Source organism: Variovorax robiniae, assembly GCF_037889955.1.
Taxonomy (GTDB): Bacteria; Pseudomonadota; Gammaproteobacteria; order Burkholderiales; family Burkholderiaceae_C; genus Variovorax; species Variovorax robiniae.
Genome location: NZ_JBBKZS010000043.1, coordinates 1 through 22788 on the forward strand (window position 1 = coordinate 1; position 22788 = coordinate 22788).

The window sequence follows — 22788 nt, forward strand, 5'->3', positions numbered from 1 at the left end:
AGCTGGCCATTCGAGTCGAGCAACAACTACGCCAAATGCAGAAAGACCGGCGCTTGGTGCGCTCGTTCTTCCAAGTGCCATCTGTCGCCTATATTACGGACTGCTGAGTAATAGATCGAGTGGTGGGGATCGGCATGCTGGGTGTCCCTTCGGCCGGGGCCCCGTTGGCCGATCTCGCGAAGAAGTTCGGAGTCGACGTCATGGCGACAACCTTCGGCTGGAACGGCGAACTGGTGAAGGATTTGACAACCGATGGCGGGAGCTACCTCGACGCGCTCGAGTCGGACTGGATGGCCGTCAAGCGCTGGAGAGAAACTCACGACCCGCGCCGATTCACGCCACTTATCAGTTGCGGGTTCGAAACGAAGCCGGAGGTGGAGCGCGGCAGTTGGTCGAATCTGGGCGTCATGATGCTCGGTGCGCTCTTTAGAAAAGACATTGATACGACCGTCGTACCGAAGCTTTTCACGAGCTCTGCCTGCGACGACCGACGGCCGCTATCAGTAAAGCACACGGCTCTTATCAAGCCAATGAGCGACGGCGACTCGCAACATTTGTGGCTGCGTGAACTTATCACCAATTCGCTCGTCCTCGGCATGCAGGAACAGCGGGCATCGGTGACAACATCACCTCCGTCTGCCCGGTCATCGCCATTGGGTGTAGTCGCTTTCAACCTCGCCGACAAAGTCGATTTCATGAACCAGGATCTAGCGCCTGACAAGCTCGATCGGGCGACCGGGTTACCGCTCAATCCTGAGCGCATCGACTTCGACGACGACAAGTCGCGAACATTGGCAACAAGACTCGTGCTTCGAGGGGGACCGTTTTACGGCAGCACGAAGCTCGATGCGTGGGAAGCAGCTGCTAAAAAGAACACCTGCTTGAAGCTTGATCAGTCTCCTAATCGAATGGCGATCACGCTGAGTATCAAGGGAGAAATATTGAAGTGCGGTGGTGGCGCGACCATCTGCGCCGGCCAGACGTGCAATTGACCCACACTCAGTGCTCGATCGGTTGATACTGAGAAGGACGTTGCGGTCCAAAAACAGCGATCTTCAAAGGCGTGCATTGTCGTCAGGAAAATCGAGATGGAGATCCCGTTCTTCCAGCTGCCTTCGCAGGTCGTGACGTTCCGGTAAAAGCCGCGCGCGGCACGCGCATGATGGGGCGGCACTGCCGCGCCGCTGGCCCCTTGGCGGGACGGCTGAAAGCCCACCATTTGCCATGGTTATCGACCCCAATCGGCGGGCAGGCGATGAACTCTGATTCGACCGGCGCCCGCGTCACGCCGCCGATGTCCCGGTGCGCGGTAATCCGCCGCAGGGGCCCTCGCGGTGCGCAAGCCGAGGAGGGCGCGCAGGCGGCCGAGGCGCTCCTCCAGCGGGGGCATGAGGCCCACCATCAAGCGGCTGCGCTCCGAACTGGGCGGCGGCTCGCCGAACACCAGGTCCACGGCACCACGTCGGGAGAAAAGAATGTCCCGCGTTCCCGCGCGTGGCGATTGATTGATTCGGCCTCGCTGGGCGGTTGGTCTCGATGCAGGCTGTGGGTGCCCCCAAATGCCGTGCAGGCTGGATCGACGGGGAAGGATACGAATGCAGCAGAATTCCCGATCGAGGCGGGGCGGGTGTATCCGTCCAGCAAACTCACATTGAGTTCCGATAGCCAGCCCAGGATGCTTATGTCCACAACCACTTCAATATCGGGCATCGCGGCGCAATTCTTCCATCACTGGTGCGCCCATCGGCATGGCGTTGCGCGCCGCGGTCAACTCGAGGGCGAATGCCTTGCGATCCCACTGCGCCGGGCGGATCGACAGGGCGCCGTCCACTGTGACCTGCGCGTCGACAGTAGCGCCTTCGCAGAGGCCGAGCCGCTGCGCGACTTCGGAAGGAATCCGTAGGGCCAGGCCGTTGCCCCATCTCACTACTTGCAGGTCCATGATGCATAGCCGTTGACGTTCATTGCATGCTCCGCGACGATGGCTGAGAGCTGCCAAGCGGCGCCGGTCTTGCCACTTGGCGTCATCTTCCCCGCCTTGTCTCCGGTGTCAACGGCACGAACGTGCAGGGCAATGGGCACGAGCCATCCGCGTACCCCAAGGAACTTTAGGCGGATGCTGACCCGCCCGTCCAGCCGGATCGACTAGTTGTTGCCGCATCGGACGAGTGGTCGCACTGCGAGACGACGCCATGGGTCTGTTCGAATGACAAACATCTTGAGTTCTATTTCCTTGAAGGGCGCGAAACGCGCTGCCGCTTCTTGAGCCTGCGACCGCGCCAGCGCATGGTGCTGATCCCGGCAATCTCGATGCCCACCTCGTCCGCGAGGGCGGCGGTGGGCCGCGATGCGCACCAGCGCTTACCGTCCCAGCGCGCGTAGGAAAAGTCGGCCACGCCGAGGAACTTCACCTGATAGACGCCCAAGTGCACCGGCTTCACGGTGGATGGGATCCATCGGCTGACACCTCGGGGCATTCCGCGGCGTCCACGCTTTGGCTTGCGAGCGGGCTTGCTGCGCCTCGCGAGCGTCGCTTGGCGAGATGCGAGCGCTGTTGGGCCAGGCGCGGCGCTTCCTTGATCGTCGGATGCTCGGCCGGCGCCCCATCGGTAGGCCTTCGCATGCGAACCGTGACCCGGTAGCCCGGGACGCGTCTCGGTATGGATGCTGTTGTCCGCCACCAGTGCAGCAACGCGCCGGTACACCGTCCTTTCGTGGACGCCGATCGCCTCGACGATCTCAGCGATAGTCAGCGCGCGATCTTGAATGGCGCCGCGGATGCGTTGCTCTACGTTCTGGTGCACGGACGAGTCTGGCGTTCAAGGTTTGACGACTCCCCATCGTACAAGCGCTTTCGTTGTCTCGCTGCGGGCCCGGTATGGCCCAAGGTTCGCTCGGCTCGCCTGCGTTGGTTTTGGGCCTGCGACGCGGCCCCGCTTGCCTCCCCGGCTCTCCAACTGGACGCAGGTTCGGCCGAGTTTTGCATTGGCTCCAGCCCGAGGACCCGATCGTCAATCGCCAAGTCGCCGAGAGCAAAGTGCAATTCAGTACCTTGCGCGGTTTGTCTGAATCAGCCATCGGCGCATCCGTGGTCCTCACTCAGGCCGAGCAGGGTCAATTGGACATCAGTGTCCTGCAAATGCCGCGGGGTTGGCCATCGTCGCAGACGTGTTCCCTCAAGCGGACTGACGAGGTGCCCTTCTACAGCGGGCGAAAAACATTCATCCGGAATTCGTCGCATGCGGTCGTTGACTCTGATGGTTTCGAAGGATCGCACCCAGTCCGAACTGCCTCTTCAAGCGGCCGTTTCGGTGGACGCGTGCCAGCCCCGATGATGCGACGTGGTCAGCCTGCTTGCTTTGAAAAATCCTTGAGATCTTTGCCAGCAGACAGCGCTGACTTCAGCCACCCGGGCCTGGGACCGCGTCCAGTCCAAGTGTTGCCCGCGTCGTCGGCATACGCGATCTTCGATGCCAAGCGCTTTGCTTGCTTCTTGGTGGCGCGGGCCACTGCTGGCGAGGTATTGTCGGCGACAGCGCTCGCGACCTGAGCAGACTTGAAATCATCGATGTCTGCTCCTGCCGCCAATGCATCACGCAGCCATTGAGGTCGAGGCCCACGACCCGCCCACGAGTTGCCTTTGCCATCGACAAACTTATTAGGCGCCGAAACTGTGTACTTTGACGTCGGCGACTTGGTCGAGCCGAACAAGTGCGCAGGTGTCAGACCATAGTGCGCAATTGCGACTTTGATGCGGTCGATAACGCCATTCATCTCGCTTTGGCGAATTGCTTCGGCCTTTCGCTGCAATGATGCGATCTGCTTCTGGATCTGTGCGTAGCTCTGGGCCATCGTGTCTCCTGAGAATTTGGATGACACAAAGCTTACCCTCTACTTGAGATTCCACACACAGAGCGGGGAATCGCTTTAGCCCCTTTCTCCAATTCATGACGAATCCGACGTGATTCGGAAAACTATCTCGGGAACATTCCTCTTTTACAAAAGTCTCGACTCGTCGCTGATGTGCGGCTACGCAACAGCTAGTCATGCGTCGTGCTCTCCACGCTCAAGGCTGGGGAGCCTCCGTGCTCTGCGGCCTCAGCGCGGCCTTCCAAAGCAGTTGATCCGCGCCGTCGAATCTGCCCGTGGCTCACGGGGCACGTGGTGCTCGACAGCTCAATCTCCGAACTTGACCTTGGATCACGGGTCGCATGCAGGCGGGCGAATTCGTGATGTTGAACGGCCGCTTTGGCATGTCGCGAATTGGCGATCGGGGCCCAGCTCGGACCGTCGACATGGGACGCTGTCCGGCGGGTCCGCAGCGTCTGCTGTCTTTGCGGGTCGCTCGACGAACTCACGCTGTGCGGCCGAAACCTCTAGTCGTTGGGCGAACTATTCCCCGCTGATAACGACTGGTCCGGAGGCATTGCGGCCGTAGCCTGGCTGCATCCCAACAGCCACCCCGCCGTCGCCGAGTCGAACGGCCGCTTTATTGGTCGCCCAACTGGAAGTTAGGGCCCGTTGCTGTCGTCCAAGTTGACGCCGGCTACTTCGCCTTCGAGGCTTCAGCGGTCTTTGCATGGGTAGCACCCACCGGCCGCATTCGGCCACCCGACGCTAGCCTTATCGACATCATGCGGCAGAGCGTTTCGGTCACTGGTAAGCGACCTACGAGAGAGCTGTATGCTGAAGACGGAGCCAATGTTCCGCTCAAACCCGAGCGCGCTGCCCGGTTGCGCGTTTGCTCGGCTGCGCGAGCCAACGCTCCATGCCATCAAGTAGAAGGTTCAATCCAGCATCGAATGCGGTGTTCGTATCGACCTTCGAGAATGCCTCGGCAAAGAAGTGCGCATCCGGGTACTCTGCCTCTGGTGTCATCCTGATGCGGCTTCGGATGTACTCGCCGTGTTCTGCCGGCAACTGGCGGTTGACCTCGGCATACGCGGAAGTCATGACGTATTGCATCAACAGGTGGTAGCCCAATGCGCACTGTTCTGGCGTGAAGCCCCCCGACCTGAAGATGCCCGCAATCCGATTCAGATAGACCATGCCGTAGTCGGTTTCGCCAGGGCCGACCTGCTGGAACAGGCGGAAGCGATTGTGTGACATGAGGTAGCGCAGCACGCCTCCATATTTCATCATCACGTCGAAGATCGCGCGTGCGTGATCTTCCATGTTGCGGCGCCAGTTCTCCTTGTTCAGCGGCCGCAATTGCTCGACCCGATCCATGAAGTACCGGTTGACTACTCCAGAGATCAACTCATCCCTGCTGCCCGCGTAGTAGTGGATCAAGGCGGGTGTCACGCCGAAGTGCCGGGCGAGCCCAACGATCGACAGTTCGTTGAGCGGCTCAACCATCGCCAGCTCGACGGCCTTGTTCAGGATTTCTTCCCTCGAAATCATCGGTGTGACCGAAGCGTCGAGGCCGTCCACCTTGCTCGGTCGGCCTCGCCGACGTGGTACCGCCGGTGTTTCGACCTCGGTCTTCGGCGCTCGTGATTTCCGCCCTGCCGGCATGGCGGAAGGCCCTTGGGTCGTTGTCTTGCCTGATGTCTTCATAGGGTTTCTCTTCCTGTTTGACGCACCATTAATTTTGCCCTACATTTAATTAATGCGTAGTTAATTAACGGAGACAACTGCATGAACGAAGCACCCAGAGCGAAGGCAAAAGTGACCGCTGGCCTGAGAGGCGCAGGCTGGAATCCAGCCAGGATGGACAGGCCCTACAACGTCAAGCCGCATGGCCTGCGGACAGCGGACAACCAGCGCACGCTTGGTTTCCTCTACTCGCTGACCGGCAAGGAGAAGACGGTCGTGTGCCTGATGCACCCGCGAGAGTTCTCCGGTACGCCGTATCTCGTGCCCGACGTGCTCGATGCGGGATGTGCGTGCTGGGTGCAAGCGCCCCGGTCCATAGGCAATGACCTGCGTCTTGAGCACGAGGTTGCATTGCTCGATGTTGCCGCTGGCGTCGCGCATTTGCGCAAGCTCGGCTTCGAGGAGGTGGTGTTGCTTGGCAACTCTGGCGGGGCGGGCCTCTATGCCTTCTACACGCAGCAGGCACTGCGCGCGCCAGCAAATCGGCTCGCGACGACGCCCGGCGGTCGCCCCGTCAAGCTGGCGGAAGCTGACATGCCTCATCCAGACAGGCTGATCCTTGTCTCGCCCCACCCGGGACAGGGGAAGCTGCTGATGAGCTGCATCGACGCCTCGGTGACCGACGAGCGCGATCCGATGTCAGTCGACGAAGCGCTCGACCCCTTCGACCCTGTCAATGGCTATCGTGCAGCGCCGGCATCTTCTAAGTACACCGCGGACTTCGTGACGCGCTATCGCGCGGCACAGCGCGCTCGGGTCGAACGCATCGACGCGCACGCCAACGCGATTCTGAAGGAACGCACCGCGGCGCGAAGGGAACTGAAGGCATATGGGGCGGACGCGACCCTCCCAGCCGCGCTGCGCCGTAAGGTCGCCCACACGCCCATCTTTCCGGTGTGGCGCACCGACGCGGATCTGCGCTGCTGGGACCTGAGCCTCGACCCATCCGATCGTGATGTCGGCACGCTCTGGGGTCAGGATCCGTTTACATCGAACCTCGGCAGCGTCGGCTTTGCGCGGCTCGTCACGCCAGAGTCGTGGCTTTCCACATGGTCGGGCGTTAGCTCGAACGCAAGCTTCGAGAAGTGCGGCCCGGAAATCACGCTGCCGACCTTGATGCTTGAGTACACAGGAGACCAGGCCGCCTTCCCGTCCGACATGAACGCCATTTTCGAATCGCTCGGAACGACTGAAAAGTCGCGCCAGAAGATCCGTGGCAATCACCACGGCATGCCGCTGGTAGAGGGCGAAGAGTCTGGACAGATCGCTGTCGGTCGTGCGGTCCAAGCGTGGCTGCAAGAAGAGGCAATAGCCTGAACGAACCGCCCCCATCCCCAACCAATTCAGGAATCTCCGTGAAAAGAAAACACCTCGTTGGATGGACCTGCGCGCTCGCGTTGACGCTGCCTGGCGTCTCGGCCTTCTCGCAAGCCTTCCCCACCAAGCCCATGAAGATGGTGCTTCCCACCGCTCCAGGCACCGCGCCGGACATCATCGCCCGCATCATCGGCAACAAGCTGGCAGCGACGATGGGGCAACCTGTGATCGTCGAAAACAAGCCAGGGGCCGGCGGGATCCTCGCGATGAACCAGCTCAGGCATGCGCCCGCCGACGGCTACACCTTTTCGCTCGTCCACGCGGCCGTTGCCACGGTGACGCCCCTGACCTACAAGGAGGCGAAGTACGACATCGAGCGGGACTACGAAACGGTGGCCGTCCTTGGCGTCACGCCCATGCTGTTTGTCGCCGGACCCAAGTTCGAGGCCAAGACCTTGGCAGATGCGATCAAGGCAGCCAAGGCAGCGCCCGACCAGGTGTCGATTGGCAATCCTCAGCGTACGTCGATCCCGCATCTTGCGAACGAACTGCTGGCCATGAAGACTGGAGCGCGCTTTCAGCAGGTGCCCTTTGCAACGACCGGGCAAGGCGTGCAGGCCGTCATTTCAGGCGACATCTCGATGTACACCGACGGCGTCGGTCCGCTGTTGCAACTGGTCAAGTCCGGCAGGCTGCATGCGCTCGCGATCGCCGCCGACAAGGTCTTGCCCGGGTTGGAAGGCATTCCGCTTGCTCAAGATGCGGTGCCTGGCCTGAACGTCTACGGCTGGTTCATGGTTGCCGCGCCCAAGGGCACGCCCAAGCCCGTTGTTGAGCGACTGAACGCGGAACTCAACGCCGCGCTGCAAATGCCCGACGTTATCGCGAAGTTCGGCGAATTCGGAACCTATGCGACGCCAGGCTCGGTAGCTGCCGCGCAAGCCTTCGTCAAACGCGAGAAGACGTTGTTTGGCGGCGTCGTCAAATCGATTGGAGCAATCCCGGAATGAACACCTCTGCAACGACCGTTTCGCACCGCGTTGAAGTCGCCTCTCCGATCGAAGGCGTTGTCTACCCACCGACCGACCGACTCCAAGGCTATCTTGAAGCTGGCGCGCTGACACGCGAAACACTGGCCGACGGGTTTCGCGCCTCATTCGCCGAGCATGCCGATCGCACAGCGCTCTGCGGGAGCGATGGCGACCTGACATATCGACAGCTCGACGAAGTCACGGATCGATTTGCGGCTGCGCTGCTCGCCCTCGGCCTGCGCTCCCCGGATCGCGTCGTGTTCCAGCTTGCCAACTCCAACGAGCTCGTCATCGGATTCGTCGCTTGCCTGAAGGCAGGCCTCATTCCCGTCGCCACGCTTGCGGCGCACCGTGAGCACGAGATCGGCTATCTGGCCGGACTCAGCGAAGCCCGTGCGCACTTTGTCCAAGGCGACGACGCCAAGTTCGACGACGTGGCGTTTGCGCAGCAAATGCAGTCTCAGATTGCGAGCTTGAAGTGGATCGTCCAGGCTCGTGGCACGACGCGTGGCGCTGCGCACGGCATGCGCTCGATGATTGACGAAATGCCACTGAATGCGGCGCGTCAAGCGCTGGCGAACGTTGAGCTCGACCCGTTCCAGGTTGCGGTGTTCCAGCTGTCGGGTGGCACGACCGGCGTGCCAAAAATCATCCCGCGATTCAATAACGAATATCTGTACAACATGCGCGCCGTGGCGCAGTTCAACGGTTACCGGGCGGATGACGTGTTGTTCATGCCGTTGCCCATGATGCACAACCTCAACATGGGATGCTGCTTTGGCCCCTTCCTGCTGACCGGGGGTGCCATAACGGTGGCGAGCGATCTACAGCCGGCGTCGCTTGTATCAACCTTCCAGCGGTATCTGCCAACCTGGGCGGTACTGGGTGGCCCCATCCTGGAAAAGCTGCGGCCGGCCATCGAGTCCGGCGAGATGCCGGTGAAGCAATTGCGCAGCGTCGTTTCGTCGACCGGTGCACCGAAGCTTCGCAGCATCCTTGGCGTGCCCGCGTACCACATCTTCGGCATGACGGAGGGCGCCATCATGATGACGCGGGATGACCAGCCGCAAGTCGTACGCGACTCCATGGTGGGCCGCCCCGTGTCTCCGCACGACGAGGTCAAGCTGTTCAAGATCGGAACGGAAGAGGAGATCCTCGAAGAAGGTGTTGAAGGTGAATGTGCCTTCGCGGGGCCTTACACCATCCATGGCTACTACCGCGCGCCGGAACGGAACAAGGAAACTTTCACGCGCGGCGGCTTCTACCGTTCCGGCGACCTCATGTTGTTCCGCGACATCGATGGCCAGCGCTATTACAAGTTCTGCGGGCGCACCAAGGACGTTGTGGATCGCGGCGGCGAGAAGATCAACTGCGAAGAAGTCGAAAGCGTCGTCTCACGCCACCCGGCGGTGGCCATGACGTCCGTGGTGGGCATGCCTGATCCTGTCTTTGGCGAACGAGTATGCGCCTTCATGGTTGTCAAGCCTGGCCACGACGCCCCGAGCGTTGCAGCCCTCGGTGCCTTCCTCAGCGAAGTCGGCGTCGCCAAGTTCAAGTGGCCAGAGCGCATCGAGGTTCTGGACGAGTTTCCCCTCACCAAGACCGGCAAGCTAAGCAAGCCGCTGCTTAAGCAGGTCATCGTCGACAAGCTCGCGGCCGAAAAGACGGCTGTGGCCCACAACCATTCTGAAGCAAGGAGCTCAACATGATTCCCGCCTCTGGACTTCCGCTCGTAGGCGTCCATCACACTGCTCGTCCGACCTGGAAGCTCGCCGAAACTGTTCACTTCTATCGCGACCTGCTCGGTTTGCCGTTGGTTCATGCGATCTCTGCACGCGGTTGGGGGCCCGAGGACCATGCCGACTTCCTGCACTTCTTCTTCGACAGCGGTACGGGCAGCACGATCGCCTTCTTCTACTACATCGGAACCGAAGCACCGGAATTCGCCACCGCACGCGATGACTATCGCTATCGCGCCACGCACACCGCCTGGCGCGTGGAGACCCGGGAAGATCTCTTGGCATGTCGGGCAAGGATCGAGGCGGCAGGACTCAAGGTCAACTATCAGATCCGGCACGAGGTGATCGAATCGATCTACTTCAATGACCCCAATGGCTACTCGCTCGAGATCACCTGGCAGGTTCGCCCGTTCACGGAACTCGACGTCGCGGACGCCAACCGGACGCTGGACGCGGGTATCGCACTCGAGAACGCCAGCCGCGCAGGTTCAGCAAGTTTCACGTCCATCGACGACGTGTGGCGCGGCAAGGGCGAACGCTTGGCTGCAGACATGGAGGTCCAATGATGCCCGCAATCTTCGTTCTCGACGTGCCCGAGTTTCTGCCGCTGGTCGAGCATGCACGCACGATCGACTCTCTCAAGGTGAGCGGACCGAAGCTGGGCTACTTTCGCTTGGATGGGGCGACGCACATCCGTTTGAACCGCAAGGCATTGGGATTCAAGCCGGCCGTATGGCACGGCGCCCTGACCGGGGGCCTGATTGGCCACGTCGAGCACTTCGACAACGACAACCTGGTCATCTGCAATGAAAGGCCCGCATCATGAAGATCGCAATTGTGGGGGCAGGTCCCTCTGGGCTCTACCTGGCAATCCTCGTCAAGCGGCGCTGCCCTCATTGGCAGGTCAGCGTGGTCGAGCAGAACGCCGCCGATTCAACTTTCGGCTTCGGCGTCGTCCTGGCAGACACCGGGCTGAGCCGACTGAAGGCTGCTGACGAAGCGACGTACGACGCCATGGTCGGGAAGATGACGTTCACGACGCACCAGATCATCACTACCAAGGAAACGCCGATCGCGGTGAAGCGCCCGAACGCTGGCGGAGGCGCCATCGCACGCATCGATCTGCTGCATGTCCTTCAGGACGCGGCAAAGGACGCAGGCGTCGACATTCGCTTCGGCACCCGCATCCAGCATCCCAACGATCTTCGCCAGTTCGGGCTGGATGACGCCGACGTGATCGTGGGCGCCGATGGCATCAACTCCGTCGTGCGCTCCGCATACGAAAGTGAGTTCGGCACGACGCGCGAGTCGCTGACCAATCATTTCGCATGGTTCGGTGTCGGCAAGGCGTTTCCGACAGCCGCGCTGGTGTTTCGCGAATACGAGGGCGGCGCGTTCATTGCGCACTACTATCCGTATGGTCCGTCCAACAGCACCTTCGTGGCCGAGTGCGATGACGCGACGTGGCAGCGCCTTGGCATGGAGCAGATGTCAGCAGTCCAGCGGCAGGCATTGTTCGAAAAGGTCTTCGCGCCGGAGCTCGGCGGACATACGCTGATCTCCAACAACTCCGCATGGCGGCAGTTCCCCGTCATCCGCAATGCGCACTGGACGTCCGGTCGCTTCGTGTTGATAGGGGATGCGGAGACGAGCGCGCACTTCTCAATTGGCTCGGGAACACGCATCGCGATGGACGATGCCATTGCGCTGGCCGACGCATTGGTAGCCGATGGCGACGACCCTGGCGCGGCGCCCCTGGAGCGTCTCGCGCGCTTCGCAAAGGCGCGCGGCCAAGAGAAGTCGAAGCTGATCGGCGCGTCCGAGAAGTCGTACCGCTGGTACGAGGACATTGCGAAATGGATGCGCCAGTTTTCGCCGCTCGAGTTCATCTATGCATTCATGACGCGCACGGGTCGCGTGAGCGACGAGCGCCTGGCGGCGGCCTATCCCGAACTCGTTCGACAGATCGAGGCGGAACGAAGCCAGGGCACATCATCTAAAGATGCGATTCACGGGCAGGTCGCATGATCGACAGCTACGAGTCGGTTGTCTCCCGCCGACCTTTCGTCGTGCGCCGTCGGGTGCGCTGGTCGGACTGCGACCCCGCGGGCGTGGTCTACACCGGAAAGTTCACGGAGTACGTGCTGAACGCCGCGACGCTCTTCGCATCGGAACTTGCGCAAGGCGAACCCGCGGCGTGGCGACGGTCCCTCGGCGTCGATACACCCTGCAAGGGTATGGCTCTCGAGTTTCATCGAGCACTCTGGCCTGAAGAAGAGTTCGAGATGCTGCTCGACGTACCCGAAGTACGCGAGCACGGGTACGACCTTCGGATCGAGGCGACCCAATCCGGAACCCCCATCTTCAGCGCGCGGTTCTCGCCGATCTGCATCCGGCGCGACGCACGCGTGCGTGCCCCAATTCCCGTCGAGTTGCTCAATGCGCTCGCCCCGTTTCGCACCAATTCCTGATTCCGAGTCCTTTGTCATGACCACTCCCTTTCGCATCGGCCAGATCGTTCCCAGCTCAAACACCACAATGGAAACAGAGATTCCAGCCATGCTTCGTGCCCGCGAAGCGCTGCGGCCGGAACGTTTCTCTTTTCACTCGAGCCGAATGCGCATGCATCGCGTGACAGTTGAAGAACTGGCCGCCATGAGTCGCGAGGGGCTGCGTTGCGCTGCAGAGTTGGCCGACGCACGTGTCGATGTGATGAGCACGGCTTGCTTGGTCGCCATCATGGCGCAGGGGCTTGGCTATCACCGCCAGGTCGAAGCCGATTTCAGACGCGTGGCGGACGAGAACAAGTCCGACGCCAAGGTCATGACCTCTGCCGGTGCGTTGATCCATGGCCTGAAGGCGCTGGGAGCCAGGCGCATTTCGCTGCTCGCACCGTACATGAAGCCACTCACGGACAAGGTCGTCGAATACATTGAGAACGAAGGCATCGAAGTTCAGGACCGCATCTGCTTCGAGATTCCGGACAATCTGGAAGTCGGGCGCCGTGATCCGATGCGCCTGCTCGATGATGTGAAACGCCTCAACACAGCCAACGTCGACGTCGTCGTGCTCTCCGCATGTGTGCAGATGCAGTCGATCCCGGCCATCCAGAAGGCACAGGACATGCTTGGCATTCCGGTGACCTCGACCTCTGTTTGCACCGTTCGCAACATGCTGGACTTGCTCGGGCTCGATGCCGCGACGCCGGGCTTCGGCAAGCTGCTGGCCTAGGGCGAGCAATCATGCAGGTCATTGAAGTCGAACGCCCAGGTGGACCGGAAGTCCTTCGTTTCGGCGAGCGCGCGCAGCCCGTGCCCCGGCCTGACGAGGTGCTCATTCGCGTGCGTGCAGCTGGCATGAATCACGCCGACCTTGCGCAGCGCGCCGGTCTTTACCCCTTGCCGCCGGGCACGACCGACATCCTCGGACTGGAAGTAGCCGGTGAAGTCGTCCAGGTGGGCGCCGATGTCACCGGCCTGAAGGAGGGGGATGCCGTTTGCGCGTTGCTGGTGGGAGGCGGCTACGCCGAGTACGTGGCCGCGCCTGCGGTGCAATGCCTTCCAATGCCGGGCGGTATGACGTTCGCGCAGGCCGCCGTGCTGCCGGAGGCGTTCGCAACGGTATGGCTCAACGTCTTCGACAAGGCTTCGCTCAAGCGCGGTGAACGGCTGCTGGTCCATGGCGGATCGAGCGGGGTTGGGATCGCCGCGATTCAGCTCGCGACGGCTTGGGGTGCAGAGGTCTTTTGCACGGCCGGCACCGAAGCGAAGTGTCGTCGGTGCGAGGACGAGGGCGCCACGCGGGCCATCAACTACCGCTCGGAGGACTTTGAAGAAGTGCTCATGGGCGGCGATGTCAAGAAGCACGTCGATGTTGTGTTCGACATGATTGGTGGCTCCTACTTTCCAAAGAACATCAAAGTCCTCGCGCGCGACGGCAGGATGGTCTATGTGTCCGCTCTTGCCGGACGCAAGGTGGAGCTTGACCTTGTCGATCTCATGCGCAAGAGGTTGTCGCTATTTGGATCGGTCCTGCGCCCCCTTCATCCCGAGGTCAAGGGGTCGGTGCTCAAAGCCATGTGCGCAGTGGTCTGGCCCTTTCTGGAACAGAAGAGGTTTGCGCCCCTCATTCACCAACAGTTCAGGTTCGATCAGGTTGTCGATGCGCACGCGCTGATGCAAGCGCACGGGCATATCGGCAAGTTGGTTTTGACTTGGTAGACCAAGGATGAGCAGGCGGTTGCGACTACGCCCGCCATTACGTGAGATCTCATCAGGTTTACGGGCACGCCATGCCCTGAGCGGGCGTGGCGGAATGCCGCCCGATTGCAATGGCGCGGCATGACCGCGTGGCCTGAACGCGCCCGTTGGCTGCCTCGCTTTGCGGCGCGAGGGTAATCACCTGTACCGAAGAAGCTGCGTTTAATTGACGCACCATCAAATAAAACTTAAAGTCAAATTAATGGTGCATCAAATAATGCCTGCTACAGGCGGCGCGGTGTGAGCAACGCGCCCGATTCATGCACGAAATCACTGGAGACAAGAATGGAAGAAGCACGCTCGGATACGCCGTCTCGCTGGATCTACCTTGCGGTCGTCTTTGCCGCGTCGATCGGCATGTTTGCCGGTTTCGCACCGGTCTTCAACAGCACCGCTGGCATCTTTTTTGGTCCGGTATCGAGCGAGTTCGGCTTGAGTCGCGCTGATGCATCGCTGTCCTATGCGGCGTCGATGCTCGGCTTGGCCTTTGTGAGTCCGCTGGTGGGAAGGCTGATGGATCGATACGGCGTAAAGCGGGTCATCGGAATCTCCATCATGTTGTTCGCTGTGAGCGTTGCCTCGATGAGTCTGCAGAACGGCAACAAGCTCATGTGGGCGGGGATTTCGCTGATCGCGGGGATCACCGGCGCAGCGACGTCCGTGCTGGGATACCTCGCTGTTCTGCCGCAATGGTTTGACAGACGGCTGGGTTTGGCTGTGGGCATCGCAATGTGCGGGCTTGGGGCCGGCGCAATCGTCATGCCAAGCCTCACCCAAGCACTGGTCTCATCCTTGGGCTGGAGAACTGCATACGTTGTCCTGGGCGGCGGCTCCTTGCTGTTGTCGGTGCCCGCCTGGCTGCTGATCAAGGAGCGGCGCGTGCAGTTCGACAAGAACCCGCAGCACCCGCGCAGTTGCGGTAGCTGCACATCATTTGCCAATGCACTGCATTCCTATCGCCTCTGGGCCATCTTCTCGATATTCGTCCTCGCCTCCGCCGCAACTTTGTCATTTGGGCCTCATCTTCCTTCGATGTTTGTCGGCAAGGGCTTCGGTGCGATGGACGCCGCGCGCAGTGCGTCGATGGTCGGGGTAGGCCTTCTGGTCGGGCGAATCCTGACCGGCATCCTGATCGACAGGATTCATGCGCCGTTTGTCGCCTGCGGCTTCTTTCTTGCGGGCGCCATTGGCACGTATTTGATTCGCGTTTCCGAAGCCTATCCGTTGCTTCTCGCAGCGTGCTTCCTGGTCGGCCTGACCATCGGTGCCGAGGGCGACATGATTACCTACCTGATTCGTTCGTACTTTGGCCTCGATGCATTCGGCTCGCTGTTTGGCATCGCCTTCGCGGGCTACGGACTCGGTGCCGTCGTTGGACCCATCGTCGTCGGAATCTACTTCGACCGAACCGGCTCATACGCGTTGCCACTCGAGCTCATGCCTGTGTTGCTCGCATTGGCCGCTGCGCTTGCGCTTTCGCTCGGCCGTTATCGACCCCTTCGGGAGGAAATCAACGATCGCGATTCGTCGCTCACATCAACAGTGACGACATGACTGTCGCCTCGCCTCAGAAGTTGGCGCAGCCGGCGCTATAGCCCTTAGCTGGCGCTGAATCCGGCGCCGCCCCACCCCCATTCGTCGCTGCCTCAGCGAAGCGTGCGTATGTGCCTGCGCAGTCGGGCGCAAGCACGCCTGCAGATGCCGCCTACAGATTTTTGTTCAAACCAAAGAGAAGGAGCCATAGTGAAACGTTCGATAGTCGCCCTGAGTGTTCTTGCCATTGCCGGGGGGGCAGTGGCCCAGTCGTCAGTCACCGTCTTCGGTGTCGTCGACGCCTCGGTGAGCCACTACACGGTCAAGAGCAGCGTGGTTCCGGGCAGCCCGCTTTCCACACCGTCGCCACCAACACAGAGCCAGACTGTCCTGGGCAGCTCTGGCTACAACTCCAGCCGCGTTGGCTTTCGCGGTTCAGAAGATCTCGGTGGCGGCTTGGCTGCCGGATTCTGGCTGGAGGGTTCGCTGGCGAACGACGTGGGCAACGTCGGGTTCTTCCAGCGCCGCTCGACGTTGAGTCTCTCTGGCGGTCTGGGCGAATTGCGACTCGGCCGCGACAACGTTCCTACGTTCTGGAACGACGTGATCTTCGACCCGATGGGCGCGGTCGGCGTCGGCGCGAGCCTGCTCTACCAGGTCGCGCAAAACCTCTCTGTCGTGAATGCCGGCCTCTTACCAGGAGCCGGGTCGCCCTTGAGTGCGCCCTATGCGGGGACGGGCTTGAACGGCGGTCTGTCGGGCAATACGGATAATTACACGCGTGCCAGCAACAGCATCGGATATTTTCTTCCCTCCGGTCTTGGCGGCTTCTACGGGCAGGTTATGTATGCACTCCCTGAAGGCGTGAAAGCAACGAATGCTCCGAACCCGAATCCCAGCATGCGCGCGCGCTACGCTGGCGGTCGTTTCGGCTACGCCTCCAACGGATTTGACGTTGCGCTCGCCTATGCGGAAAGCGTCCAGACGGACACTGCCTCGTTGAAAGACACGATCAAGACGCTCAACTTCGGTGTGTCCTACGATTTCGGCCCGGTCAAACTATTTGGCGAGGTCTCGAGGCTCAAGGACGCTCAACGCGTGACCACTCCGCCGCTGCTCGGCTCGATCTATACGACCTACCAGGACAACTATCGCGGCGCAATGATTGGCGCCACGGTCCCCGTGGGACCGGGGCTGATTCGTGCGTCCTACGGCCAAGTGAAGTCCACCAATGTCGCTGGCACCGTCCTGTCACCGCCGGCAACGAGCGTCGGAGAACTCTCGTCGAAGGCGACGAAGCTTGCATTGAGCTACGTGCACAACCTTTCCAAGCGAACAGCCTTGTACACGACTGTCGCTCGAATCAAGGTGGATGACGGTCAGAACAATCCGTCTGTCATGGGGGCCTCGGTCAACTTGAAGACCTACTCGTACCTGCAAGGCAATGCGCGCTGGGCCCCGAGCACCTCGACCGGATTCGACGTTGGCATTCGCCACGCTTTCTGAATTGCCGCCGAAGCATCGACGTCCTTCATCACTTCATGAAAAATTTCGTTCGACCTTTGGCCGCGCTTGGTCCCAGGGCGCTGATCGCTTTCGCTTGTGCTGCGCTTCTCGGATTGGCAGGCTGCGCCACCGTACCGAATTCAGTAGCGCAGTCTCCGTCCTCAGTCCGCGCGATCCAACAACAATACCGGACCAAGTTGGTGCTTCTTGGAACGGCCGGAGGTCGGACTTCATGGGGTGGCACAAAGCTGGGAGGCATCTCATCGGCTGTCGAGGTTGATGGCGATGTATACCTTGTCGACTTCGGTGAGGGATGGCAACGACGCTTCCTTCAGGCAGGTCTTGGCGCGCAGCAGGCCGGAGGGGGGCTTGCTGCGCTTCGGGCCGCGTTCATCACCCACCTGCATGCGGACCACGTGGTGGACTACCCCGGTCTCTTCATCTTTGGCACTTCAGATGGGCTCAGCACGAGACGCAGTCCGGTGAGGGTATTCGGGCCCGGAACGCGCGGATCGCTGGTGCCCGTCGAGGGGAAGCAGGCTGCAGCGGCGGTCGTGAGCCCGCAAGACCCGACGCCCGGAACCGTCCGAATGACCGAGGCCATCTACAGCGCGTTTGCGACGGACATCAACGACAACATAAGGGACAGCCAAAAACCAGATCCTCGCACCTTGGTTCATGTCGAAGACATCAGGCTACCGGCAGGCGTTGCCGTGGACGAAAACAGTAACCCTGCTCCGCAAATGCAGCCGTTCCTTGTCTATCAAGACGACAAGGTCAAAGTCACTGCGACTTTGGTGAACCATCCGCCGGTCTACCCGTCGTTCGCCTATCGCTTCGATACGGCAGATGGCTCCATCGTGTTCTCTGGCGACACGAGTCCAAGCGCCAACCTGATTCGACTTGCGGAGAACGCCGACATCCTGGTCCACGAAGTGATCGATACGGGCTGGGTCGACGAACTCTTGCCGAAGCCGCGCAACGCCGCACAGGCGGCCAAGGCGCATCATCTGCTCTATTCACACACGACGGTTGAAGACGTGGGAGCGGTGGCTGAGGCAGCCAATGCAAAGACGCTGGTCTTGTCGCATCTTGCCCCCGCCGACGGAAGCCCGGCGCGGTGGTCCAAGGCGCAGCACGGATTCAGTGGACGGCTGGTTGTTGGTCAGGACTTGATGTGGATCGGCATTGGCTCTTCGCGCTGAATGTTCATTGGCAAGCCAACGTCACGCCGCCTCCCTCTGGTATTGATCCTCTCTGCCTCGCATGACAGCAATAGTCGCGAAGCGGTCGGGTTGCGTGTCGTCAAGCGACGGCAATCAGCGTTGACTTGAATTTCGCTTTGAGCAGCCCAAGGACCGCTGATGGCCGCGAGTTCAAATTCGCGGCATCGCCTGACAGCTGACTTTTCACCGCGATCGCCCGCTTTACCAAGGACAGCCTTCTGGGCACTGGAAAACCTGATTGCTTGTCCAGTGGTGCGAAAAGTGCGATGCCGTCTCTGGGACCCTGTTGTGGCCCACAGAATGCCAACAGGCTCAGTGCGCCGAACTCTTCATCCATTCCGGCGTGCGCGACCGCCTGCCAGGCTATGTGCGAGGCACGCATCAGATCGCCACTGGCGCCGCTGGAGCGGCCATCGACTCGCCAAAGCGAAGCACTGCCGCTTCACGTCCGGCCAGCCCCACCCCTGAGCGCCGGCGAGGTGAAGTCGTGCTTCTTTCGCCGGCCGGCCAGGGCACATTGCCGAAAGGAACCTATTGGGAAGGCCCGCTGGACAAGCCGCACAGCTCCAGGCTTGATGAGATATTTCGCCATTATTTTGATTGTTTGAATGCCAAACAACCTATATTTGGTGTATCTATACTCCCTCTCGACTGATTTTGGTGAAATGCGTAACATCACCATTATTTTACGTAAGTGAGCCGATCTCAACCCATATAGGGGCGCTCTCATGACTTCTACACCCATCCCATCCCCCGTGGTACGCGCCATGGAGCGCTTCGGCCGCAACATCTCGCTGGCCCGGCGCCGGCGCAACCTCACTCAGGTTGATCTGGCTGGGCGTATCGGCGTGACGGTCAACACCGTGCGCCGGCTCGAAGCCGGCCACCCGGGCGTGGCGCTGCAGCACATCGCGCGGGCACTGCAGGTGTTCGGCGAACTGGAGAAGCTCGAGGCCTTGATGGACACCGCCCACGACAGTATCGGAATGGCTCTCCAGGACGAGAAGCTGCCGAAGATCATCCAGCCGCCTCGGGGCCGCAAGAACGCAGGAGCTTTCTGAGACCATGGCCAAACTAGCTGCAGCAGCGAAGGGCTTCAAGCCCGCATCCACCAGGGTCGAGCTGGCGCTCCACCTGGGAAATGCCGGCATACCGCTCGGCAAGCTCATCTACCAGAAGGATGGCGCGCGCGAGTTCTCGCAGTTCGCCTACGACGCGGCCTGGCGGGCGTCTGCCGACTTCTTCACAGTGTCACCTGACGTGCTGAACGCACCGGGCTTCCAGCAGTTCAAACCAGCCGGGAAGGAAGAGTCGTGCTTCTTCCAGGCGCTGGCCGACACCGAGCCCGATGACTGGGGCCGCCGCGTCATCGCGCGGGCCCATGCCAAGGCTCGCGAGAAGGACGCCAGCCTGCCGGCGCTGACCACGCTGGACTTCCTGTGCCACGTTGACGATTTCAGCCGCATGGGCGCGCTGCGCCTGCATGACACGAAGACCTACCTGCGCACCTCCGCGCAGGGCCGGCGCCAGACGCCGCCGCTGCTGGAACTCGAGCGCATGCTCACAGCCTCTCGCGCGGTCGAGGAGAATCAGGAAACGCAGGAAGACCTGCGCTACCTGCAGGGCAAGGGCACCTCGCTGGGCGGCATGCGACCAAAGTGCACCGTGCTCGACGAAGACGGCTTCCTGGCCATGGGCAAGTTCCCGAGCGTGAAGGACGAGCGAAGCATCACGCGCGGCGAAGTGCTGGCACTGCAACTGGCTAAGTTGGCGGGCATCGACGGCGCCCGGGCTCGCGTGCAGATGGTAGGAGCCATCCCCGTGGCCATCATCCGCCGGTTCGACAGAACCGCTGAAGACGGCCGCATCCCCTACATGTCGGGCACGACGCTGCTCCAGGCCAAGCGTGGCGAGGAGCGCGCGTACACCGAGGTCATCGACGAACTGCGCGGCATCAGCCAGGACTTCCAGAAGGACGCCCGCGAGCTGTGGCGCCGCCTGGTATTCAACCACCTCATCACCAACGTGGACGACCACCTGCACAACATCGGCCTGCTGTATGTCGGCCGCAAGCAGTGGACGCTGTCGCCGGCCTTCGACCTGAACCCGTTCCCGGACAAGGACCGAGAATCCAGGACCTGGCTCAGCGAGGACACCGGGCCCATCACCTCAGTGGACCAGCTCATGGGCCAGGCCGCACGGTTCGAGTTGGCAACCACGCAGGATGCGCTGAAAGTGCTGGGTGAGGTTGTTAAGGCGGTGCAGCAATGGCGCACGCTGGCGACATCCTCGGCCATCGGGCTCACCCAGCAGGAGCTGGGAGCCTTTGCGCCAGCGTTCGAGCACGAAGCACTGGTGGAAGCGCTGCAACTGCTCGCCTGAAAATGAAAGGCCGCCTCGGCGGCAAATCCAGGCGATCAATCTTCATAGGCTCTGAGGTCGGCCACGTGCCGCCGAACGACCCCGGCGTCACCACGAGAAATCGGACCAGCCAACGCACCGGCCAGCCCCTCGTTTGATGAGCAGGCTCTCGCGGTCATTTTGGCGGAGTAGGCTGGCCACTTCGGTAACGCACTGGGACGTACACCACTCAAGTCCATGGATCCATCGTCGCCGGTGCGGCCGAAACGCGGTGTTGGGAAGCGTTCCCGTCATGTAGATGTATGAGTTTGCCGCTGAAATGCTGTCGTGCGACAGGTTTCAGAGGTGCAGCGGACCGCTACGCGTCCGAGGCCCGAACGGCGGGTTGCTGCAGTCGCGGTCGTTCGTCTCTCAAATCCGTCGGTCAGCAATCAGTCAGTCTGGAGCACCAATTCGCATCACCCACCCGAATGCGCGCTCATGGCCGCGAGCTGCTGTTCCCCAAGCGCGCGGAGCTACGATTGGGCAAAAAAAGCGGCCATCAACTTGAAGTACGCCGCGCGCGGATCAGCATCAAAAAGACGGTCGCGGCCTGCCAGCGGGACGTTGGTCATGCTCAGAGCTTGCCAAGCTCATCTCGTGACGAAATCAAGGGAAGGTACCGAACATGTTGAACGGCGTTGGCGAGATCGGTGACCACTCGCGGCCTGTCCCAACTACGGGAAACGCGCCACTCCCTCGATCAAAATTGGAACAGCGACCTGTCAGGATCAAATCGGCTCCGCCACCTTATCAAGCGCCGTGGCTAGAACCAATGGACGAGGGCACCGATCGCAACTCCCCCGAGAAGCGTGGCGACGACAGCGATGAAGTAGAGGCGCTTCTCCTTGCGTGCGTGTTCCTTGAACTGGCGCTCGATGTCGTGAAGGCTGTTGTCGAAAAGCATGTTCAGATGCTACCAAGTTCGCCTTTCGATCCGCCTCATTCCCTTGTTTGGGGGTGAGGGCGTGCTCGCGACGGCGGTGCGCTTGACGCGGGAGCCAAATTCAATGGTCGTTTCCCGCCAGGCTTGCAGGGCCGCCGATCCGAGCGGTGCCGAGTACGGGTGAGGGGTGAGGGCGATCTCACAGAAGATCAAAGCCCACCATTTGGCGCGTTTATCGACCCCTTTAGTCGAATTTCGGGGGCGCTTCTGGCGCCTTCTCGTTCACAAAGTTGAATGCGTTGTCGTCGCGCTTGGCAGCGTCCACATCCCCGTCAGACACAGCCGCCTCCCAAGCGGTGTTTGCCACCTCTCGGGCGTTGACCTCATAGTCGACGCCTCGCAGGTTGACAGGGATGGTCGAGACCGCTTTTCCGGTGGCCTTATCGATGATTTGGACGTTGGTCGTAGATGTCTCACGGTTGTTGAGGCCGCAGTGATAACACAAGGCATGGAAGGAACTACAGCATCGGCATGGGCCATGACATTCCGCTTGCCTTGGCGAACGGTTGCCGCAAAAGGCGCCCCTGGAGGCCGCTGTCGGCTGGTTGAATCCCCCCGTGGCACCAGTCGCCGCTATGCCGAGCGCTGCCACGGTCCTGGGGGCCTAAACGTCTGAGTGGATCTCGCTTGCAACTTGGGCACAAGTGCTTCACCACCCCCGGCGGCTCGCTCCAGCGCTTGCAAGCAACCGAGGCAGCGTTGCCGAAGCTCTGAGTCGCCCATGTCCGCGTTTTTCTTTGAGATGATTTCCATCGCAACGCGGAAGGCGCCCAAGTTGCCGTAGACGAATACAACCTCTTCGACCAACGAACTTCCGAGAAGGCCAAGCTTGCTGACTGCCTGCGGAAAGACGTGGTCGACAGGTTTATCAAATGGGTGGAACCTCAGGTCGGTACGCCTCCCGCCATCGATGGCGGCTATCCACGAGCCAACCATTTCTCGCAGGATTGGTACGGCAAACTTATACGAGCTCAGTTCGCCTGCAAGGCCTGCCGCGAGCACTGACCCCTCTCTGAAACGCCGAAAATCATCCGCTACAAACTGCGTTGCATAGGCCAACGCAACGGCGCCGAAGACCGCGATTGACGCCGAAGCGATTCCATCTGCCATATCTACCCTTCAGTGTTGGCGCCGGCCGAAAATTGACCCACCTGTGAGGGTTGTGCCGGTTCAAATTTGACCCGGGTGTTCAGCCTACCCTGCTGCTTTTTTAAGCGGCGGGGGTATGAGGAT

23 protein-coding genes and 1 pseudogene are annotated in these 22788 nt (G+C 61.1%); 16 read left to right on the forward strand and 8 right to left on the reverse strand.

Going from position 1 to position 22788, the window contains the following annotated elements; all coding sequences use genetic code 11:
* Nucleotides 1-200: 200 nt before the first annotated feature.
* Complete coding sequence (locus tag WKW79_RS35500) at nt 201-992, forward strand: hypothetical protein (RefSeq protein ID WP_340339934.1); 792 nt, start codon at nt 201-203, stop codon at nt 990-992.
* 704 nt (nt 993-1696) lie between these two features.
* Here WKW79_RS35500 and WKW79_RS35505 read toward each other — a convergent pair.
* The 4 genes from WKW79_RS35505 to WKW79_RS35520 all read right to left on the reverse strand — a co-directional run bounded on the left by WKW79_RS35505 (nt 1697) and on the right by WKW79_RS35520 (nt 5559).
* The gene (locus WKW79_RS35505; RefSeq protein WP_340339935.1) at nt 1697-1942 is read right to left on the reverse strand and encodes an AbrB/MazE/SpoVT family DNA-binding domain-containing protein; all 246 of its coding nucleotides are present in this window, start codon (nt 1940-1942) and stop codon (nt 1697-1699) included.
* 283 nt (nt 1943-2225) lie between these two features.
* The gene (locus tag WKW79_RS35510) at nt 2226-2804 is read right to left on the reverse strand and encodes a hypothetical protein (protein WP_340339936.1); all 579 of its coding nucleotides are present in this window, start codon (nt 2802-2804) and stop codon (nt 2226-2228) included.
* Between the two features lie 541 nt (nt 2805-3345).
* Nucleotides 3346-3852 carry an H-NS family nucleoid-associated regulatory protein gene (locus WKW79_RS35515; protein WP_340339937.1) on the reverse strand — a complete coding sequence of 169 codons (507 nt, stop codon included), beginning with the start codon at nt 3850-3852 and terminating at the stop codon, nt 3346-3348.
* Nucleotides 3853-4710: 858 nt separating this feature from the next.
* On the reverse strand, nt 4711-5559 hold the full coding sequence (locus tag WKW79_RS35520) for a TetR/AcrR family transcriptional regulator (RefSeq protein ID WP_340339938.1): 849 nt from the start codon (nt 5557-5559) through the stop codon (nt 4711-4713).
* 81 nt (nt 5560-5640) lie between these two features.
* Here WKW79_RS35520 and WKW79_RS35525 point away from each other — a divergent pair, with 81 nt between their 5' ends.
* From WKW79_RS35525 to WKW79_RS35585, 13 genes and pseudogenes are all read left to right on the forward strand, one after another.
* Nucleotides 5641-6915 carry an alpha/beta fold hydrolase gene (locus WKW79_RS35525; RefSeq protein WP_340339939.1) on the forward strand — a complete coding sequence of 425 codons (1275 nt, stop codon included), beginning with the start codon at nt 5641-5643 and terminating at the stop codon, nt 6913-6915.
* A 131-nt stretch (nt 6916-7046) separates the two neighbouring features.
* The gene (locus WKW79_RS35530; RefSeq protein ID WP_340339940.1) at nt 7047-7925 is read left to right on the forward strand and encodes a Bug family tripartite tricarboxylate transporter substrate binding protein; all 879 of its coding nucleotides are present in this window, start codon (nt 7047-7049) and stop codon (nt 7923-7925) included.
* Nucleotides 7922-9655: an AMP-binding protein gene (locus tag WKW79_RS35535; RefSeq protein WP_340339941.1), complete on the forward strand. Its 1734-nt coding sequence runs from the start codon at nt 7922-7924 to the stop codon at nt 9653-9655. Before WKW79_RS35530 ends, WKW79_RS35535 begins: the two co-directional genes overlap by 4 nt.
* A complete protein-coding gene (locus tag WKW79_RS35540) occupies nt 9652-10251 on the forward strand; it encodes a VOC family protein (RefSeq protein ID WP_340339942.1) in 600 nt (199 codons plus the stop codon). Before WKW79_RS35535 ends, WKW79_RS35540 begins: the two co-directional genes overlap by 4 nt.
* Complete coding sequence (locus WKW79_RS35545) at nt 10248-10511, forward strand: hypothetical protein (RefSeq protein ID WP_340339943.1); 264 nt, start codon at nt 10248-10250, stop codon at nt 10509-10511. Before WKW79_RS35540 ends, WKW79_RS35545 begins: the two co-directional genes overlap by 4 nt.
* Nucleotides 10508-11713, forward strand: coding sequence for an FAD-dependent monooxygenase (locus WKW79_RS35550; protein WP_340339944.1), 1206 nt, complete (start codon nt 10508-10510; stop codon nt 11711-11713). Before WKW79_RS35545 ends, WKW79_RS35550 begins: the two co-directional genes overlap by 4 nt.
* The gene (locus tag WKW79_RS35555; RefSeq protein WP_340339945.1) at nt 11710-12156 is read left to right on the forward strand and encodes an acyl-CoA thioesterase; all 447 of its coding nucleotides are present in this window, start codon (nt 11710-11712) and stop codon (nt 12154-12156) included. Before WKW79_RS35550 ends, WKW79_RS35555 begins: the two co-directional genes overlap by 4 nt.
* 16 nt (nt 12157-12172) lie before the next feature.
* A complete protein-coding gene (locus WKW79_RS35560) occupies nt 12173-12916 on the forward strand; it encodes a maleate cis-trans isomerase family protein (RefSeq protein WP_340339946.1) in 744 nt (247 codons plus the stop codon).
* Between the two features lie 11 nt (nt 12917-12927).
* Nucleotides 12928-13905, forward strand: a complete 978-nt coding sequence (locus WKW79_RS35565; RefSeq protein WP_340339947.1) for an NAD(P)H-quinone oxidoreductase — start codon at nt 12928-12930, stop codon at nt 13903-13905.
* 324 nt (nt 13906-14229) lie between these two features.
* Entirely contained in the window at nt 14230-15498 is a 1269-nt protein-coding gene (locus WKW79_RS35570) for an MFS transporter (protein WP_340339948.1), read from the forward strand.
* Between the two features lie 189 nt (nt 15499-15687).
* The gene (locus WKW79_RS35575) at nt 15688-16983 is read left to right on the forward strand and encodes a porin (RefSeq protein WP_340339949.1); all 1296 of its coding nucleotides are present in this window, start codon (nt 15688-15690) and stop codon (nt 16981-16983) included.
* Nucleotides 16984-17018: 35 nt separating this feature from the next.
* Nucleotides 17019-17342 (forward strand): annotated as a pseudogene (locus WKW79_RS35580) (hypothetical protein); the annotation flags it as partial.
* A 231-nt stretch (nt 17343-17573) separates the two neighbouring features.
* On the forward strand, nt 17574-18188 hold the full coding sequence (locus WKW79_RS35585; RefSeq protein WP_340339955.1) for an MBL fold metallo-hydrolase: 615 nt from the start codon (nt 17574-17576) through the stop codon (nt 18186-18188).
* Nucleotides 18189-18288: 100 nt separating this feature from the next.
* Here WKW79_RS35585 and WKW79_RS35590 read toward each other — a convergent pair whose 3' ends face one another.
* A complete protein-coding gene (locus tag WKW79_RS35590; RefSeq protein WP_340339950.1) occupies nt 18289-18591 on the reverse strand; it encodes a hypothetical protein in 303 nt (100 codons plus the stop codon).
* 346 nt (nt 18592-18937) lie between these two features.
* Here WKW79_RS35590 and WKW79_RS35595 point away from each other — a divergent pair, with 346 nt between their 5' ends.
* Together WKW79_RS35595 and WKW79_RS35600 are read left to right on the forward strand one after the other, a co-directional pair.
* Nucleotides 18938-19270 (forward strand): helix-turn-helix domain-containing protein, encoded by a 333-nt coding sequence (locus tag WKW79_RS35595; protein WP_340339951.1) that lies wholly within the window; start codon nt 18938-18940, stop codon nt 19268-19270.
* 4 nt (nt 19271-19274) lie between these two features.
* Nucleotides 19275-20591, forward strand: coding sequence for a type II toxin-antitoxin system HipA family toxin (locus tag WKW79_RS35600; protein WP_340339952.1), 1317 nt, complete (start codon nt 19275-19277; stop codon nt 20589-20591).
* Nucleotides 20592-20626: 35 nt separating this feature from the next.
* Here the strand turns inward: WKW79_RS35600 and WKW79_RS37155 are convergent, their stop codons facing one another.
* The 3 genes from WKW79_RS37155 to WKW79_RS35610 all read right to left on the reverse strand — a co-directional run bounded on the left by WKW79_RS37155 (nt 20627) and on the right by WKW79_RS35610 (nt 22665).
* Nucleotides 20627-20809 (reverse strand): DUF2520 domain-containing protein, encoded by a 183-nt coding sequence (locus tag WKW79_RS37155; RefSeq protein WP_422824031.1) that lies wholly within the window; start codon nt 20807-20809, stop codon nt 20627-20629.
* Nucleotides 20810-21375: 566 nt separating this feature from the next.
* Nucleotides 21376-21516 (reverse strand): hypothetical protein, encoded by a 141-nt coding sequence (locus WKW79_RS35605; RefSeq protein WP_340339953.1) that lies wholly within the window; start codon nt 21514-21516, stop codon nt 21376-21378.
* Nucleotides 21517-22128: 612 nt separating this feature from the next.
* Entirely contained in the window at nt 22129-22665 is a 537-nt protein-coding gene (locus WKW79_RS35610) for a hypothetical protein (protein ID WP_340339954.1), read from the reverse strand.
* Between the last annotated feature and the right edge of the window lie 123 nt (nt 22666-22788).